The organism is Nostoc sp. GT001 (assembly GCF_030382115.1).
Taxonomy (GTDB): domain Bacteria; phylum Cyanobacteriota; class Cyanobacteriia; order Cyanobacteriales; family Nostocaceae; genus Nostoc.
Genome location: NZ_JAUDRJ010000003.1, coordinates 5,477,544 through 5,493,937 on the forward strand (window position 1 = coordinate 5,477,544; position 16,394 = coordinate 5,493,937).

The window sequence follows — 16,394 nt, forward strand, 5'->3', positions numbered from 1 at the left end:
TTGATTTTTTAGTCAACACTCTGTTATCATGTTTAGTTAAGTAGGAAAAAAAGTGAATCAAAGTTTTGGTCAGCTTATTCGTGAAGCCCGCAAAGATAAGGGATTTAGTCAGCGTGAGCTAGCAAAACTAATGGGGCTAGATTTCACTTATCTGTCTAAATTAGAGAATGATCGCGCGGACTATCCTCCAAAAGAAGATGTCATTCGTTCTCTGGCACAGCATCTTGATTTAAATGAGGAAGAGTTAATTTTTTCGGCTAGTCGTATTCCCCAGCGTGACGAGGATTTTATCAAGCAAAACTACAAGGGAATGCCTGCTTTGTTCCGTCGAATGCAGGAAAATCCTGATTTTGCTAAAAGAGTCTTTCGAGAAGCTACACAACCAGAAAATGAGGAGAAGCAAGGTTGAGTATCATCAAGCGGTATCGCTATATTCCTGATAGCGAAATTGAGGCCAGGGCTAATAATATTCTCAAGCGTATGCAGGAAACACCCAAATATATTCCTAAGTGGCCTTTAGATGCAACTCGTGTGGCAGAGTTTTTAGGGTTGGATGTTGTTTGGGATAGGATACCGCCTGATGCTGAAGGACAAATAGCAGCAAGGATTCTGCCATTAGAGCATCTGATCGAAATCAATGAAGATATTTTAGAACTTCCCAAAGGGTTTGAAGAATCAACGCTAGCTCATGAACTGGGACACTGGGAACTACATATTGACCAAAAAACGGCTGGCCAGTTTGAAGAACTGATAAAGCAGGGTGGTAAAGCTGAAATAGATATGCAGCCTTTTTTGTGCCGTGCTGTTAGTGGTCAACTGCAAAAGATGGAATGGCAAGCTCAACGTTTCGCTAGTTATTTGCTAATGCCTCGTTATATTTTAGAACAGATGGCAGCAGAACATGATTTAACAAAATGGTCTCACCTTTACGCAATGCAAAAGGATTTGGGCGTAACAATAACTAATCTTAAAGTTCGTTTAAGACAACTAAATTGGATTATTCTTCCTCCAGGTGACAAGACAATTTACTTGGGTAAAGCTGCGCCTATTCGGAAAAAATAAAGATTTAAATAAAATGCGATCGCCATTATCTCATCATGCGATGTCTACGACGGGCTACGCCTACGCACCCCACACAGCACTACACTAGAAGTAAGATGCTCAGAATAGCCTATGAACGCCACGACAACCAGTTTGCCTTCTACACTCAAATTGAAAATTGACTTGACTGATGAGCAATTTTTCCAAATGTGTCAGAAAAATAGTAATTATAGATTTGAGCGCACAGCATCAGGGGAAATATTAATTATGCCACCTACAGGTAGTGATACTGGCAACCGTAACTTTGATATGGTTGTTGAATTAGGAATCTGGAATAAACAGACTAAATTAGGCAAAGGTTTTGACTCTTCAACTGGTTTCACCCTACCTAATGGCGCAGAACGTTCTCCTGATGTTTCTTGGGTGAAAATTGAGCGTTGGAATGCTTTAACCCCAGAACAACAAGAAAAATTTGCCCCAATTTGTCCTGATTTTGTAGTAGAGTTGCGTTATCGTACTGATTCCTTGAAAGAATTGCAAGAGAAAATGCAGGAGTATATCGAAAATGGTACTCAATTAGGCTGGTTAATTGATCGGAAAAACAAGCGAGTAGAAATTTATCGTCCAGATAAAGATGTAGAAATATTAGACAATCCTGCTAGTTTATCTGGAGAAAATATACTTTCTGGATTTGTGTTGGATTTACAGCAAATTATGTAGTTTTATTGATTAGGATACATATAGCGCATTTCAAAACGACTTTGTTCCCAAAGTGGGATTAAAGCTTGTTTGGCAGCATTTAACTGAGCTTGTGAAAAAGATATTCGACCATTTTCTATAATCCAAATAAATATCCGAGTGATTAAATCTGCCTTGAAACTATTCTCGTATTCACTATTATTGATTCTTACTACTTGCCGATCTAAGCAATCTATAGCATATTTAAAAGTCAAGTTTTTCCAGTCTGTGGAATTACTATTATTTTCTTCTGCCAGATTTTTCCACCCAACTCTTTGCAAATTTCCGACAATATAGTCTATGCCTTTTATGGAAGAATCTGTGTTACGCACTAAATTTGTATAGGCTTGGTAATATGGCTTCAATTGCGAAGCTGCAATATTTTCCACATAGATATGTAGCCAAGATTGGATGTCGCGAAGATAAGGTACTAAATCTCTGATGTTATCAATTTCTTTTATTGGCGCACGTTCACTTCTGTAATTTATTATTTTTGCTAGCAATTCAGCTTCAGATAATTGAGATTTGTTTGAATAGTATTTAATCACCTTGGGAATATATTTATCTAATAACCATTGTTTGGTATATTTAGCTGTCCAAGTTCCTCGTACTCCAATATCTTGCTGCCACAAGCTAAATTTATCTGTTTTAATAGATCGTAAATTAATATCATTTAGCTCATAGATTATGTTAACTTGATTGCTAGGCAATAAAGATAAATCTCTATCAAATTTTGGAAAGAAAAATGCATGATCGCGAATTCCTCTGCTTACTCGAATTGATAGATTTTTCCTATGAAATAGATGCCATTCTGATTTACCTTTCTTATAATCAAATTCCTTAGCAAACTGTTGCATTAACTTCCACAATTCTTGTCTAACAGAAAAGAGGATAAAACCACGAGCTTCTGAGAACTTTATAAATTTAAAATCCCATGTTTCTAGAGCATTCTCGAATTTAATTATTAAATTTTGATATTCTTGGCAAACTTCATCAACACATAAACATAAGTCTGTTGTTTCTTTTTTTGATAAAATAACTGTTATTTGACCCAAATTTACTGTAAAATTATCTTTATCTAGTTTTTTCAAAAAACGACGACAACCCCAATCTGGTTTAGTATGTAATCCAGTCATTAATTGACCTAAAATATCTTGATTATTTAAGTGAATTTTTAAACCTTTAAAAAGAATACTACTGAATTCTATTTGACAATTACCTTCACCAAAAGCTTGGGGTAAATTACAGGCGATCGCTACTTTTGGCTTAACAACAACTAAGTGGCAGCCTTCTCGCGTTGTAGAAGGCTCAAAATCACATTTTTCTAAACAATACTGTAAATCTGGATGGCATATAATTAATTTTTCTATTAAGTTATATTTAGTATATGTTAAAATACTGGCTGTATTTTTATCGATGTTTTTAACTAAATCAAAATTGAGTTTATTATAAAAGTTTGAGGCGACATCGTTATTTTTTAAGGTATCTATATTTATATCAAATACTAATTCTTCTCTATTAGAATGTAGACGCTGAAAAACCTTGATTTCATATCCATTAGTGACAATAAAAAATAGTGTTTTAAAATGATTACTATAAAATTTAGCTTGATCAATAGCCTCATTTAACTTGATTTTTTGCGGTTCTATCGCTTTTACAAAAATAAGTGATGTATCTGTATTGTGTTTATTAACATCATCTGTTGCAAAATAAATCTGAGCAATTTCTGGATTCTTGGCGTAGGTTTCTGATTGATATGTTTTCAAAGAGTATTCACGATGACATATCTCTGGATAGCAGAGATAGTTAAACATGGGAAAAATCAACTTTTCTTTTACATCATCTTCATTTTGTAAAACACGATGGTCAAAACCTTGTATCCATGTAATGAATTTTTTAATTGACTCTGGAATAGTCATCAGATAATCTACCTGCTTGTATAAATTTGCTATGCCTTATTTTGTTCGTGTAATTAGCAATTTATCAAGTCAGTTTGGATTATGTCGTGATTGTAGATACTAGAATGGAAGCATTCGGCTGAAACTTAACCTTGGCAAAACCTACACCATTGAAGAAGTCAGAATTCAGAAGTCAGGAGTCAGAATGAAGACGCTCGTTCTGGCTCCTGACTTCTGTTTTGATAAAAGTTACTGCCTTAACCCCCTAACCCTTCCCGAAGCGGGAAGGGGGAACAATTCAAAGCCTCTCTCCTTTTAGGAGAGAGGTCAAAATTGTACTTCACGCATGTCGAGAACCGTTATGGGCAAAATTAATTAATTGTGCATAACAAAGATAATAGATTGCTGAAGATATCTATTAGACAAGAATGAGTTAGGAGCCAGAATATAGAATTTTCCTGACTCTCTGAACTTCGTTATGCCCAATAATATCTATTTATTCTCTTTGGGTAGCGATCGCTAATTTAGCTCCCGGAACCTGACGTACCCGATCCATCACCGCCACTACCCGGCCATAATCAACTTTTTCATCAGCATTAATAATCACTAATACTTCTGGGTTAGAACCAACTAAGGTTCGCACTTGCGCTGTCAAATCATCAACTGCAATTGGTTGACGGTTTAGGCTTACCTGTTCTTTTTCATCTACCGTAATGGTAATTTTAGTGGGAACTTGCTGTTGTTTTGCTGTGGCGGCCTTCGGTAAATTTACTGGCAAACCTTCAGAACGTGTTAAAAACAGAGTTGACATAATGAAAAATGTCAAAATTGCAAAAATCACGTCAATCATCGGCACGATGTTGATCTGTAGCGGAAGCTCTGGTTCATCTGGTAGACGCATAGGTTTTTTCTCCTCGTTCATAGCGACGGCGGTAAAGTAATTCTAGCTGTCCACCATACTCCTGAATTAGTGCAATTTGCCGTTGGTACAGTCCCCGGAAGGTATTGGCAAACATGAGTATGAATATAGCAACGATCAATCCTGATGCAGTTGATACCAGGGCTTCACTAATGCCAGCCGTAACACTTGCCGTTTTGCTACCTCCCACGTCACCAAGATTTAGGGAAGCAAAGGAAGCTATCAATCCTAATACCGTGCCGAGAAGTCCTAACAGTGGTGCCAGACTAATAATTGTCTCGAAAATGTTTTGGAAACGTTTGAGTACAGGTATCTCAGCTTGCGATTCACTTTCTAAGGCTAAACGGAATTCCTCTGGATTTGGCTCTTCTAATTCTAAAGCCGCTAGAAAAATCCGAGCCAGTGGCAAATCTGCGTTTTTCTGAAGTTTATCCATTGCACCGACAATATTATCGAGGCGGTAGAGATTCAAAACATCTCGCACTACCCGGTTTTGACGCTGATTAATCCGTACCCAAAACCTGATCCGCTCGAAAATCAGTGCCACACCCAATACTGAAAACGCCAACAGGGGCCACATGACCACACCACCTGCTGCAAACAAATTCTGAATTCCCATGTAGTTCCTCTATAACGTCATCCACAATACAAAATCAGACTACCAGAATCTAGAGAAAAGCTGAAACTTATTCTCAATAAAATATAAAATACAATGAGAATTTTTTCAAATGAAACGTTCATGATTTTTATTTACTCGTTCATTTGTTTTACATAAATTAATTTAATTTGATTGTAATAAAAGTTAACTTTGTCCAAAAAACATGATATTGGTGGTTCAAAAAAATGTTGATGTTAGTCCGGGGTTCGTAAAGCTATCCCAAATAATTTGAATTGTTTACTTGATATTTGTAACCTTGCATTCTAAGATAGCTAAATTAGTGAGAATAGGTAGCAATAGCTATGAGCTTTTCCGGCACTACTGTCGAGCAACGTTCCAAAGAAGTTGAGGCTCTCAAGTCTTTTCTGACTTACAGTCTAATAGGTTCACTGGCGCTGCATATCGGCGTACTGTCTTCTGGTATAAGTAATTATTTAACGAGAGTACCCACAGGAGAAGAAGAACCTATAGAGGTCGCGATCGTGGATTCTCCGACTGCGGAACCAGAAAAACCAATTGCAGAGATTCCAGAAGAAATAAAAAAAGAACTAGAGATTGTTCAAAAACAGCCTATAGAAACTCCACCAGTAGAAAAATTTGAACAGATTACAGCAGTCCCTCAGAAGCCACAGCCGATAAGTACGCCCCCGAAAGCAATTCCGATTGAGCCAAAAGTTGCTGTGAAATCTGCACCTATTCCACGAGCGGTACCAGAAGTACCTGTGAAATCTGCATCATCCATTCCCCAATCAGCTCCGTCTGAAGATTCCAAAGCAAGTTCACCAGGTGGTGGCGGTGGTGGTGGCGGTGGCGGCGGTGGCGGCGGATCTGGTGTTGGTTTAGGCTCAGGTAGTGGTATTGCTGTAGGTACAAGTAGCGGTACTGGTCCTGGTGGAGGAACTGGCACTGGCACTGGTGGTGGCATTGGCAGTGGAACTGGAACTGGCACTGGTAGCGGCATTGGTAGTGGCACTGGCAGTGGCATCGGTAGTGGCATTGGTAGTGGCACTGGCAGTGGAATTGGTAGCGGCACTGGTAGTGGCATCGGTAGTGGCACTGGTAGTGGAATTGGTAGTGGAACAGGAAACCGTCCCACAGTAGCAACAGCGCCTACAACTCCAAAAATTAACAGTTCAGGTAATGGTAATGGTCGTGCAGCCTGCCGCGAATGTAATGCCAAATATCCAGAGGCAGCAAGACGGCGAGGAGTTGAAGGCAGAGTAGAAGTAGCTGTAGATACTGATGCACAAGGTAATGTTACGAATGTGCGGATTGCTCGCTCTAGTGGAAACCGCGACTTGGATGAAGAAACCAAGAGACAAGCACGTGACTGGAAATTAAAACCCGCAGAAGGTGGTAGACAAGGGGTATCGATCGCCACTGAATATGCCATCAAAGGTTCACGGCGATCGCGCCAAGTTCAAGAACGGCGAATACAAAGAGAAGCACAAGAGAGAGAGAGAACCCAGCAAACAACGGCCGCTAACTCCACAGAGGCAGCTCCAAGACGTAGGCGCAGAGAGTTGGCACCCCCATCAAGACCAGCAATATCTGGATTTAGTCGGCGACTGGAACCTCAAAGAGCAGAAAGTCCTGCTAGAAACTCATCATCTGAAGCTAGAACAACTCGTACTCAAGGAACTGCAAGAGAGTCCTTACGCCGCATCCGGCGCGAGCAAACGACTACCGATTCATCACAAAAGCCACAAGTAACCACAAATCGGCGGCGGCGAAGAGATAATACTACCCAAAATAAATTGCGGGACTCTTTGCGCCGTTTGCGCCAACAACCTCAATCACAACCTGCTGCTCCCAGTCAGCAGTAGTCTGTCAAGTTAAAATTGATGGATTAGTAATAAGTGCTTGAGCGCTTAACAAAGGAATAAAGTTCTGACTACGAACTTATTGACCTCGTGAAGTTGACTTGACATACTACTAGTAGAGGGATAAAGATTATTGGAATCATACTTTGATTAACAACGATCGCCGCCTCCTGTTTTAGGAGGCGGTTGTTCTTTAGATAGAAATGGCTCCATTAAGCATTACCCACTTAGCATGAGGAAGAGGGGCTAGGAGTGCGGTAATTTTATGATGGGCTATTAGAGACACTGGCGATCGCTTGATTTGCCAATCAATAGTAGTGGAAGTAAATAATCCTGCACTTTCTCCTACCAACTTTTATCAGCGGGGCAATGTAAATCGCCTGCGCCTAAAGAATGGTAGTAGTGTTTGCTCATCACCAATTATATGCTGAGAGATATAGTCAACGGCTAACTCTCAAATTGCTCATCTGCACTTTATGTCTAGATGTCAAATTCACTGATTTGAATAAAACTTCTACATAAACACACACTGATGCGGTTTGATTTGCTTGAATAGCTATATTGATAGGACATTGATAACGTCGGCAATTCACAATTCCTAATTATGGCAAGTAAATTCATTGATGTTAGGGAATATACTGTCAGGGCGCACAAAAGACAGATTCATACTCGTGTTTTCCAGTTTGTCTGTAAAGAGTGTAACGATCTGACAAAACGTGAGACTTTCGGACCTCGACCTTTATATTGTGAGAGATGTCGCCCTCCCCAACCGCCTAAGAAATCCCAGCCAGCATCTCACAAGGCAAAACCCAGAGCAATGTCTTATAAAAGTGACATCGATTTAAATTGATTAAAGCCCTATGACTCAAAACGGACAATTAGAACCGCCTCCGGGCACTTTTCTCTCACCATTGTTGGAATTACGAGACTATTATGCTCGCCTTACAGAAGAGTATGAACGCCTCTTTGTGCAGGCGCGATCGCAGCTGGATCATGTAGAAGCGTTGTTGTCTAACTGGTCTTTTTCTGATACCAACAAGCAGATATCAAGATTAACAGCGACTGATGAAACCTCAAATCTTTCTGGGGAAAGTTCTCTGCGGTTTTTATCACCCCTTGATGACATCGGCGAAATCAACTTGGTGGAATCTTTAGAGTCAGTACAAAAAGACTTAGAGCGAGTTGAGATAAATAATTCTTTTTCTGCTGCTGTTGATACAAAAGAGAGTCAACCTCAAACGACATCAACAGATCCAAAGATCGCCCTAGAGAACAACGATAGTTCAACGAAGGTAGTGGAAATCCCGATGCTACCTCAGTATCAGCACGCTATCTCGCGAATGGAAGCCATAAAACAGCTATTGCAAGAACAGATAGGTACTGTTTGTCATATCGATTTTATCGTGCGATCGCTTTATGGAGAATTAGATTCCAATCTATTCAAAGTAGTTAAAGGTAGAGTGCAATCTTCCCTTACCCAAGGCAGAGAAAGGAATTACTGGGTAACTATTCCCGATGAGCCAGGTTGCTATACTCTAGATTTAAGTTTGGTAGCCCCAAATAATCGCAATGGTGCTTCTAGGAATATCAAGAACAAAAATAAGAAGCCTTTCGTTCCCCCGACAAAAACAGTACCGATGCTCAACGCCTTTGAGGGTCAATTTTTAATTGATGCCCTCACCTCTCTGTTAAAACAAAATCCAGGTAAAGTTTTCAGCGTGGCTGAAGTCATCGCCGGGATTTATGGAGAACTAGATTCTCAGCAAATTAGAGAGATCAAAAATAAGGTGCTGAATGAACTATCTAGAGGCTATCGCACAGGTAAATTCGCTAGGGTTCCTAATCAAATTGGCTTTTACACTTGGGACTCAAATCTGATATCGAAAGGGAGTTCTCGTTAAATTGAGCATTGGGAAAGGGAAAGGGAAAGGGGTAAGGGGAAAGATTAAATTTATTCCTTTTCCCTTTAACCTTTAACCTTTTCCCCTGCTTCCTCTGCCCCTCTGCCTCTTCCCCTACTATCCCAAAAACAGCTTGTATGCCGGATTCTTATTTTCATCCCAATAGCGATAGCCCAGGCGATCGAGAAAAGCTTGCCAATCTTCCATCTCGTGGGGGGGAACCTGGATACCGACAACGATTCGTCCGTAGTCTGCGCCATTGTTGCGGTAGTGAAAAAGACTAATATTCCAGTCGGGACTCATGGAAGTTACAAATTTCATCAATGCGCCGGGACGTTCGGGAAACTCAAAACGGTAGAGTAATTCATTGTGAGCCAGGGGAGAATGCCCACCCACCATGTGCCGCAGATGTAGTTTAGTGAGTTCGTCGTCCGTTAAATCAAGGGTTTCAAATCCTTGAGCTTCAAAGGTTTCTACCATCTTGACAGCATCGGCACGGTTTTGAATTTGCACGCCGACAAAAATATGGGCTGTTTTTTCATCGGCAATCCGATAATTAAACTCGGTCAGGTTACGGTTGCCAATACATTCACAAAACTGGCGAATACTTCCTCGTGCCTCTGGAATTGTGACTGCAAAGATTGCTTCGCGCCGTTCGCCAAACTCTGCTCGTTCTGCCACAAAGCGGAGGCGATCAAAATTCATGTTTGCACCACAGGCGACAGCAATTAAGGTTTGTCCCTCGATTTGTTCTCGTTCGGCGTAGGCTTTGGCTGCTGCGATCGCTAATGCACCTACTGGTTCTAAAATGGATCGCGTATCCTCAAACACGTCTTTAATTGCAGCACAAGTATCGTCTGTATCCACCAAAATAATTTCATCTACATACTGCTGACATAAACGGAAGGTTTCTTCACCTACTTCCCGCACCGCTACGCCATCAGCAAATAACCCCACTTGAGACAAGCGCACTCGATGTCCGGCTTTGAGTGATTGAGACATGGCATCAGCATCTACTGGTTCAACACCAATAATCTTGATTTCGGGACGTAACCGTTTTACATAAGCCCCAATCCCAGAAATTAATCCGCCGCCTCCAATTGCGACAAAAATTGCATGGATGGGTTGCTGATGTTGCCGTAAAATTTCCATACCGATTGTTCCCTGTCCAGCAATTACATGGGGATCGTCAAAAGGATGAATAAAAGTCAATCCTTTTTCTACTTCTAATTCACGGGCATAGCTATAAGCATCGTCGTAAGTGTTTCCATATAACACCACTGCTCCGCCCCTCATTCTCACCGCATCCACCTTGACTTGGGGTGTGGTTACTGGCATGACGATAATCGCTTTGGTTCCCAAGCGATTGGCTGCTAGGGCGACTCCCTGAGCATGGTTCCCCGCAGACGCGGCAATTACACCCTGCGCCAATATATCTGGTGGCAGTTGCACCATCTTGTTATAAGCACCCCGCAGTTTAAAGGAAAATACTGACTGCATATCCTCACGTTTCAACAGGAGTTGATTATTCAGCCGCGCAGACAAATTTGGAGCATACTCCAGTGGTGTTTCCTGGGCAACATCATATACACGGGCAGTCAGAATTTGGATGAGGTAGTCGCAAAACATGGGCGTCAAGGTGTTAGCAAATGCTGGATGGAAACTAATTTTACGTTACAAGCGATCGCACTGGTTTTATTGATTTATTCTCTCTCGAAATTTTGATTGAACAAAATCTAAAAATTACCAATTAATATTCTTTGAAGATAAATTAAGTTCAGTTCTGAAAATTTTTTGATCGCTGCAAATTTAATGCGATCGTTGGTAGGTTGATTTGAAACTAGTTTTGCCAACTATCTGAGTACTTAGATCGACAGATTAAGTATAGTGTTACTTACGAACATAACTTCTCCATTTATGTTAAAGTATGCGTGGAAGATGAAATTCGGCTGTACAGTTTGTTTTTATATATACTTGTATTACAGACCTCTCCGGATCTAAATCTCTACACCCTCTGATTCTGGAGACATTCTATGTCAATTTACGTCGGCAATCTATCTTATGAGGTTAAAGAAGATGACCTCCGGCAAGTCTTTGCAGAATATGGAACTGTAAAAAATGTTCAATTGCCTGTCGACCGAGAAACAGGTCGGATGAGAGGTTTCGGGTTTGTGGAATTGGAATCAGACGCACAAGAACAAGCGGCGATTGATGCCCTTGATAACGCTGAATGGATGGGTCGAAGCTTAAAAGTTAATAAAGCCAAGCCCAAAACAGATGGCGGTTCCTCTGGTGGTAGACGAGGAGGCTATGGTGGCGGTGGCGGTGGTGGTGGCCGCTATTAAGGTCTAAAACCAAAAATTTAACTCTCAGGTCTTAAGGGCAGACAAGGAGTCTGCCTTTTTTGCGTTTTGGGACTTGTATTTTGACTCAGCACTCAGCACTGGCTCAACCTTAGCTATCAGCTAACAGCACTCAGCACTTTCAAGTCAGAGAGCAGGTGGTCACTGAGCCTGTCCTGAGCGTAGCCGTTGGCGCAGCCTCTCGTAGAGAAGGGCGTAGTCGTAAAGCCTGCGGCATAGCTTCGCTTCGGGCGCAGCCTCTCGTAGAGAAGTGATGCAGGAGGTTTTAGGAAATAATTCTTATGAAGCCATGCGTTAGGGTAGCTTACCGCAGGTATCGTTTTTGTAATAGGTGTAGCAACCATGAATCCAGAAGCTAAACATATTGTTAACGAACTAAGGCATAAGTTCTACTCTAACTTTGCTACTGCGATGAGTATNGCTNNNGTACTTATAACTGGTACATCTTATAGTAGTAATTCACCGATCGCATCTTGGATGGATCGTAGGCAGAGACTCAACTATATAAATGTATACGCTTATACAGCACCCGATGAATTTGTCCCATTCCGCCCATTTATTCTGCGACTGGCTATTAACAAGAGTGCTGGTAGAGTGACAGTGACCAGAAAAGGACAAGTCTGCCGAGGTCTGAATTTGTTGTGGGATTTCGAGTTAACTGTATTACCAAAAGAAATCTTAGACTTTCTTCCCTGGATAGTTAACTTAGTTGAGGCCCATGATAAAGGTTCGCCTTTGTTGCTAGAATCACCACCCCATTCATTTGAATTAAACGTGTCAGAGGTGGGGTTATTTAATAACGCTTGGACTGAAAAAGCTTGGCTTTTGGCAAATCCGACCATATTCCCTAATAGTAGTCTGTCAAGTTGAAATTATTCTAACTATCTCAAATTTTCACGAATGATTTCGGACTGCTATATATGCCTGATAATTAATAAGGCAATCTACAAATAGCAAAGATGCAGACTCTCCAAAAACTCTCACTTCCAAGCATGGGCTGTGGTACTTGGGCTTGGGGCAACCAACTGCTTTGGGGATATGACGAAAGTATGGATGAGCAGTTGCAAGCCGTATTTAACCTTTGCGTAAGCAATGGTGTAACTTTATTTGATACAGGCGATTCTTACGGAACGGGGAGATTGAATGGTCGGAGTGAGTTGCTTCTGGGACGATTCAACCGAGAATATGTAGGTTCAGCCAAAGAAAATATTTGTATTGCAACTAAGCTTGCTGCTTACCCCTGGAGATGGACGCGTCAATCAATGGTAAAGGCTTGCCAGTCATCTGCCCAACGCTTGGGAAGAAATGTCGATTTGGTACAAATGCATTGGTCAACAGCAAACTATGCGCCTTGGCAAGAGGAAGGACTTTTAGATGGTCTTGCCGATTTGTATGAACAAAGACTGGTCAAGGGCGTGGGATTATCCAATTATGGGCCGAAACGGCTGATGAGAGTGCAGAAAAAATTCGCCGAACGAGGCGTTCCGATTACAACTCTGCAAGTTCAATATTCTCTGTTGTCTACATATCCTGTCACTCAACTCAAGCTCAAAGACCTTTGTGATGAGTTAGACATTAAATTGATTGCCTACAGCCCTCTAGCTTTGGGACTACTGACAGGAAAATACTCTGAGCAAGGCCCTTTGCCTAAAGGCATTCGAGGTCTGTTATTTAAGCAAATATTATCAGGAATGCGTAGAGGCAAAGCGGCTTCTGCTGGTAAATCGCTTTTGGGATGTTTGCGAGAGGTAGCACAGTTCAGAAACAAAACTATGTCACAGGTAGCAATTAATTGGTGCATCTGTAAAGGAACTATTCCTATCCCTGGAGCAAAGAGCGTCGAACAAGCAAAGGAGAATCTTGGCGCGTTGGGTTGGCAATTAGACGCCAGTGAGATTGCAGAGTTAGATAAGGCGGCGGCAAATTCAGACAAAAAAATGGTACAAAATATCTTCCAAACTAAGTGAAATTTCAACGTTGCTGAATTTGAATATGAATCATTGCAAAATAATTACTAATTCATAATGGACTACGTCTTACTGCGCTAACCTCATTCATAATTAGGCGTAAATCACGTAATTTTATACAATCCCGAAAATGCGAGCGAAAATAAGAGATACAGAGATTTTCTTTGATGTGGAAGGTTCTGCATTAGTGGTGGATGGCGCGAGCATCTGCTCTAAACCTGTCGCCTTTCTAATTCACGGGGGGCCTGGTGCGGATCATACTTCCTTCAAACCAACCTTCTCGACTTTAAGCCAAAAACTTCAACTAGTCTATTTTGACCATCGCGGTCAAGGAAGGTCTGCACGTGGACCTAAAGAAACCTATACTTTAGACAATAATGTTGAAGATATGGAAGCGTTGCGCCAACACCTTGGTCTGGACAAAATCGTTGTGATTGGTGGTTCTTACGGTGGTATGGTGGCTCTGACTTATGCAGTCCGCTATCCTCAGAATGTCTCTCATCTGATTGTGATTGCCACGGCAGCCCATAGTGGATTTTTAGAACGGGCTAAGGAAATCCTCGCATCGAAGGGAACTGAAGAACAAAAAACAAGCGCTCAACGACTTTGGGATGGAAATTTTGAAAATGAGGAACAGCTAAGACAGTATTTTCAAGTGTTGGGATCAATGTATTCGCTAAAATATAATCCCACCACCTCAGCCATTGCTTGGCAGCGAAATATTCTCTCAGTTGATGCGATTAATGTTGCTTTTGGCGGTTTCCTCCGCAACTACAATATTCTTGACCAGTTACACAAAATTACCGCACCTACTTTAGTGATTGCAGGTCGGCATGACTGGATTTGCGCCCCAGAATTTTCTGAGGAAATTGCTCAGGCAATTCCTAATGCAGATTTGAGAATTTTTGAGAATAGCAGTCATTTAATCCGCGCAGATGAGCCTGAAGCACTTTTGGATGCGATCGCGGGTTTCTTGGTTTACAAACGTTAGATCAATTCGTAACACCCTTACTCTGGATTTATCACAAAGCCTGAGAAAAAAGGAGTCAAAAACTGCCAAAATAACTATTAAATGATTAAGTCAAACCTTTATACAACTTGGAATATGAAGCGCGTTTCGTTTTTAATAAGAAATGCAGATACTAAGTATCATCAAGTTTATGAAGTATATTCTCAATAGGGCCTAAAACAATCTTATTAAGTCTTATTTATTGACAAATAGTTAAGCGTAGGCGTAGCCCGCACTTCTCTACGAGACGCTGCGCGAACGGCTGCGCCCTTCTCTACGAGAGGCTGCGCCAACGGCTACGCTCAGTGACCATCGTAGACATCGCTTGGAGTCTTGGAAACTAAACCAAACGAGAAATGCTGATTTTTTCGTTGGTTATTAACGTTGGTTGCGATCAAAAGTAATTTAGATACGTTTGCCCTGGTAAATCGGGTATATCAACTCTTGAAATGAAAAACACAATACGTGATGATCGTACAGACTATCCCTGCGGTTGATCAAAAGCCCAAAGTCAGTATAGTACATATGTATGATGCGTAAATCCTAATTATTTTCTTAAATACTAGATTTATGGATTCGTCTCAAATTGAAACAGGTGCATCTCTTTCTATAGAAATTGCTCAGATTGCTTCACCATCAACAACACTCTCTCCTACCTCAACATTCAGCCCTCGTATTTCTAAAGATGGTATTCGCAGGAGTTTGAGGGCTTCTACTGTCGATGGTGTTTTCGCAGCAGTTTTCTCTATTGGTACTGGCGGAATTTTGCTAGGTAATTTCTTGGTGGGGTTGGATGCCAGTCCAGTAGTATTTGGCATGGTGAGTTCTATCCCCATGTTGGTGAATCTCTTTCAGCCGATGGGTGCTTATTTGTCTGAACGCAGCACTAGCCGCTTTCAGTATTCCCTTCGCACTCATGGGATTGGTCGGCTACTATGGCTGATTTTAGTAATTGGCATTGTTAGCTTTAGTTGGGGAGGGCTGAATTCCAATCAATTAGTGATATTGTCGCTTTTGATTCTCGTATGCAGCCATTTGTTAGGAGGACTAGGAGCCGCATCTTGGTTGAGTTGGATAGCAATGTTAGTCCCACGGCAATTACGAGGTAGATATTTCGGGCTACGCAATAGCCTTGCTAAGTTAACCGAGTTGGTCGGTTTGCCAATAGCTCGGTCTAGCTGTATCACATTGGTACGGGGGGCCTATCCAAGGTTATGGGGTGATTTTGCTCTTAGGCATTATCTTTGGAATTGTAAGCTTGGGGTGTCAGTATTTTCAGGTTGATATAAATCCTCAATTAAAAAATACTTATTATGCTAACTCATCTCAAACCAGTGAGATTCAGTCAGACTCCGCAGCAAATGAACCTAGTGAGATATCTGAACCAATCTCTCTGCCGCAAATGCCAACTCCTCAAAACCAGATAGATAGCAGCATTTGGAAAAACTCTAATTTTTTCGTGTTTCTGCTTTATTTCGGCTCATGGACGTTTGCTGTTAATCTGAGTGCCCCGTTTTTTAATCTCTACTTGCTAGATACGCTGAACCTGGATGTGAGTTGGGTAACTTTCTACAATAGCCTGCGAGCAGGGGCACACATGCTAATGCTCATCGTGTGGGGTAGATTAGCAGATAAAATAGGCAATCGTCCAATTCTAATTTCTACTGGAATTCTAATTGCAGTCATACCTTGGCTGTGGCTGAAGATGGGTTCTAGCCCTATCGATCTCTGGCTATGGTTGCCGCTGTTACACATTTTTATTGGAGCTAATTGGGGAGGAGTTGACTTGTGTAACAACAATCTTCAGATAGAAATTGCACCAGTCAAAAATCAGTCTATCTATTTTGCAACAGCAGCAGCTGTCGCTGGAGCAAGTGGTGCTTTAGGAGCAACTATCGGTGGCTTCATCGCTCAATTTGCTGGGTCTTTTGGCATAGCAGAAGTATTTATTGTATCTGGTGTATTACGATTAGCTTCACTTGTGCCACTCATTTCTAAAAAAGATTTGGGTAGTTAGGATGAAATTTCTTTGTTACGGATATGAAAAAATAATTTTGTATTCAACCTGGAGATTTAT

General features: G+C 41.2%; 13 protein-coding genes and 1 pseudogene. 10 read left to right on the plus strand and 4 right to left on the minus strand.

Features of this window, described 5'->3' with window-relative positions; genetic code table 11:
• Positions 1-52: 52 nt before the first annotated feature.
• From QUD05_RS26060 to QUD05_RS26070, 3 genes are all read left to right on the plus strand, one after another.
• Positions 53-409: a helix-turn-helix domain-containing protein gene (locus tag QUD05_RS26060; protein ID WP_289798618.1), complete on the plus strand. Its 357-nt coding sequence runs from the start codon at positions 53-55 to the stop codon at positions 407-409.
• Positions 406-1,062, plus strand: a complete 657-nt coding sequence (locus tag QUD05_RS26065) for an ImmA/IrrE family metallo-endopeptidase (RefSeq protein ID WP_289798619.1) — start codon at positions 406-408, stop codon at positions 1,060-1,062. Before QUD05_RS26060 ends, QUD05_RS26065 begins: the two co-directional genes overlap by 4 nt.
• A 111-nt stretch (positions 1,063-1,173) precedes the next feature.
• Positions 1,174-1,761 carry a Uma2 family endonuclease gene (locus tag QUD05_RS26070; protein ID WP_289798620.1) on the plus strand — a complete coding sequence of 196 codons (588 nt, stop codon included), beginning with the start codon at positions 1,174-1,176 and terminating at the stop codon, positions 1,759-1,761.
• A gap of 2 nt (positions 1,762-1,763) precedes the next feature.
• Here QUD05_RS26070 and QUD05_RS26075 read toward each other — a convergent pair whose 3' ends face one another.
• The 3 genes from QUD05_RS26075 to QUD05_RS26085 form a co-directional block, all read right to left on the minus strand.
• The gene (locus QUD05_RS26075) at positions 1,764-3,698 is read right to left on the minus strand and encodes a hypothetical protein (protein ID WP_289798621.1); all 1,935 of its coding nucleotides are present in this window, start codon (positions 3,696-3,698) and stop codon (positions 1,764-1,766) included.
• Between the two features lie 475 nt (positions 3,699-4,173).
• Complete coding sequence (locus QUD05_RS26080; RefSeq protein ID WP_289798622.1) at positions 4,174-4,578, minus strand: ExbD/TolR family protein; 405 nt, start codon at positions 4,576-4,578, stop codon at positions 4,174-4,176.
• Entirely contained in the window at positions 4,562-5,215 is a 654-nt protein-coding gene (locus QUD05_RS26085) for a MotA/TolQ/ExbB proton channel family protein (protein WP_289798623.1), read from the minus strand. Before QUD05_RS26085 ends, QUD05_RS26080 begins: the two co-directional genes overlap by 17 nt.
• Before the next feature lie 341 nt (positions 5,216-5,556).
• On the opposite strand from QUD05_RS26085, the gene QUD05_RS26090 reads away from it, so the two are divergent.
• The 3 genes from QUD05_RS26090 (at position 5,557) to QUD05_RS26100 (ending at position 8,978) form a co-directional block, all read left to right on the plus strand.
• Entirely contained in the window at positions 5,557-7,080 is a 1,524-nt protein-coding gene (locus QUD05_RS26090; protein WP_289798624.1) for an energy transducer TonB, read from the plus strand.
• Positions 7,081-7,681: 601 nt separating this feature from the next.
• Positions 7,682-7,927, plus strand: a complete 246-nt coding sequence (locus QUD05_RS26095) for a hypothetical protein (protein ID WP_099099597.1) — start codon at positions 7,682-7,684, stop codon at positions 7,925-7,927.
• Between the two features lie 10 nt (positions 7,928-7,937).
• The gene (locus QUD05_RS26100) at positions 7,938-8,978 is read left to right on the plus strand and encodes a hypothetical protein (RefSeq protein WP_289798625.1); all 1,041 of its coding nucleotides are present in this window, start codon (positions 7,938-7,940) and stop codon (positions 8,976-8,978) included.
• A gap of 117 nt (positions 8,979-9,095) precedes the next feature.
• Here QUD05_RS26100 and ilvA read toward each other — a convergent pair whose 3' ends face one another.
• Positions 9,096-10,607: a threonine ammonia-lyase, biosynthetic gene (ilvA, locus tag QUD05_RS26105; protein WP_289798626.1), complete on the minus strand. Its 1,512-nt coding sequence runs from the start codon at positions 10,605-10,607 to the stop codon at positions 9,096-9,098.
• A 404-nt stretch (positions 10,608-11,011) separates the two neighbouring features.
• On the opposite strand from ilvA, the gene rbp reads away from it, so the two are divergent.
• From rbp to QUD05_RS26130, 4 genes and pseudogenes are all read left to right on the plus strand, one after another.
• On the plus strand, positions 11,012-11,323 hold the full coding sequence (gene rbp / locus QUD05_RS26110) for an RNA-binding regulator (protein WP_289798627.1): 312 nt from the start codon (positions 11,012-11,014) through the stop codon (positions 11,321-11,323).
• 977 nt (positions 11,324-12,300) lie between these two features.
• Positions 12,301-13,308 carry an aldo/keto reductase gene (locus QUD05_RS26120; RefSeq protein WP_289798629.1) on the plus strand — a complete coding sequence of 336 codons (1,008 nt, stop codon included), beginning with the start codon at positions 12,301-12,303 and terminating at the stop codon, positions 13,306-13,308.
• 130 nt (positions 13,309-13,438) lie between these two features.
• Positions 13,439-14,299 carry an alpha/beta fold hydrolase gene (locus QUD05_RS26125; RefSeq protein WP_289798630.1) on the plus strand — a complete coding sequence of 287 codons (861 nt, stop codon included), beginning with the start codon at positions 13,439-13,441 and terminating at the stop codon, positions 14,297-14,299.
• Positions 14,300-14,887: 588 nt separating this feature from the next.
• Positions 14,888-16,334 (plus strand): annotated as a pseudogene (locus QUD05_RS26130) (MFS transporter).
• Positions 16,335-16,394: the final 60 nt, after the last annotated feature.

Coding starts and splice junctions, on each gene's coding strand:
- QUD05_RS26070 (WP_289798620.1), top strand. CDS start 1,174: ATGAACGCCACGACAACCAGTTTGCCTTCTACACTCAAATTGAAAATT.
- QUD05_RS26075 (WP_289798621.1), bottom strand. CDS start 3,698: ATGACTATTCCAGAGTCAATTAAAAAATTCATTACATGGATACAAGGT.
- QUD05_RS26080 (WP_289798622.1), bottom strand. CDS start 4,578: ATGCGTCTACCAGATGAACCAGAGCTTCCGCTACAGATCAACATCGTG.
- QUD05_RS26085 (WP_289798623.1), bottom strand. CDS start 5,215: ATGGGAATTCAGAATTTGTTTGCAGCAGGTGGTGTGGTCATGTGGCCC.
- QUD05_RS26090 (WP_289798624.1), top strand. CDS start 5,557: ATGAGCTTTTCCGGCACTACTGTCGAGCAACGTTCCAAAGAAGTTGAG.
- QUD05_RS26095 (WP_099099597.1), top strand. CDS start 7,682: ATGGCAAGTAAATTCATTGATGTTAGGGAATATACTGTCAGGGCGCAC.
- QUD05_RS26100 (WP_289798625.1), top strand. CDS start 7,938: ATGACTCAAAACGGACAATTAGAACCGCCTCCGGGCACTTTTCTCTCA.
- ilvA (WP_289798626.1), bottom strand. CDS start 10,607: ATGTTTTGCGACTACCTCATCCAAATTCTGACTGCCCGTGTATATGAT.
- rbp (WP_289798627.1), top strand. CDS start 11,012: ATGTCAATTTACGTCGGCAATCTATCTTATGAGGTTAAAGAAGATGAC.
- QUD05_RS26120 (WP_289798629.1), top strand. CDS start 12,301: ATGCAGACTCTCCAAAAACTCTCACTTCCAAGCATGGGCTGTGGTACT.
- QUD05_RS26125 (WP_289798630.1), top strand. CDS start 13,439: ATGCGAGCGAAAATAAGAGATACAGAGATTTTCTTTGATGTGGAAGGT.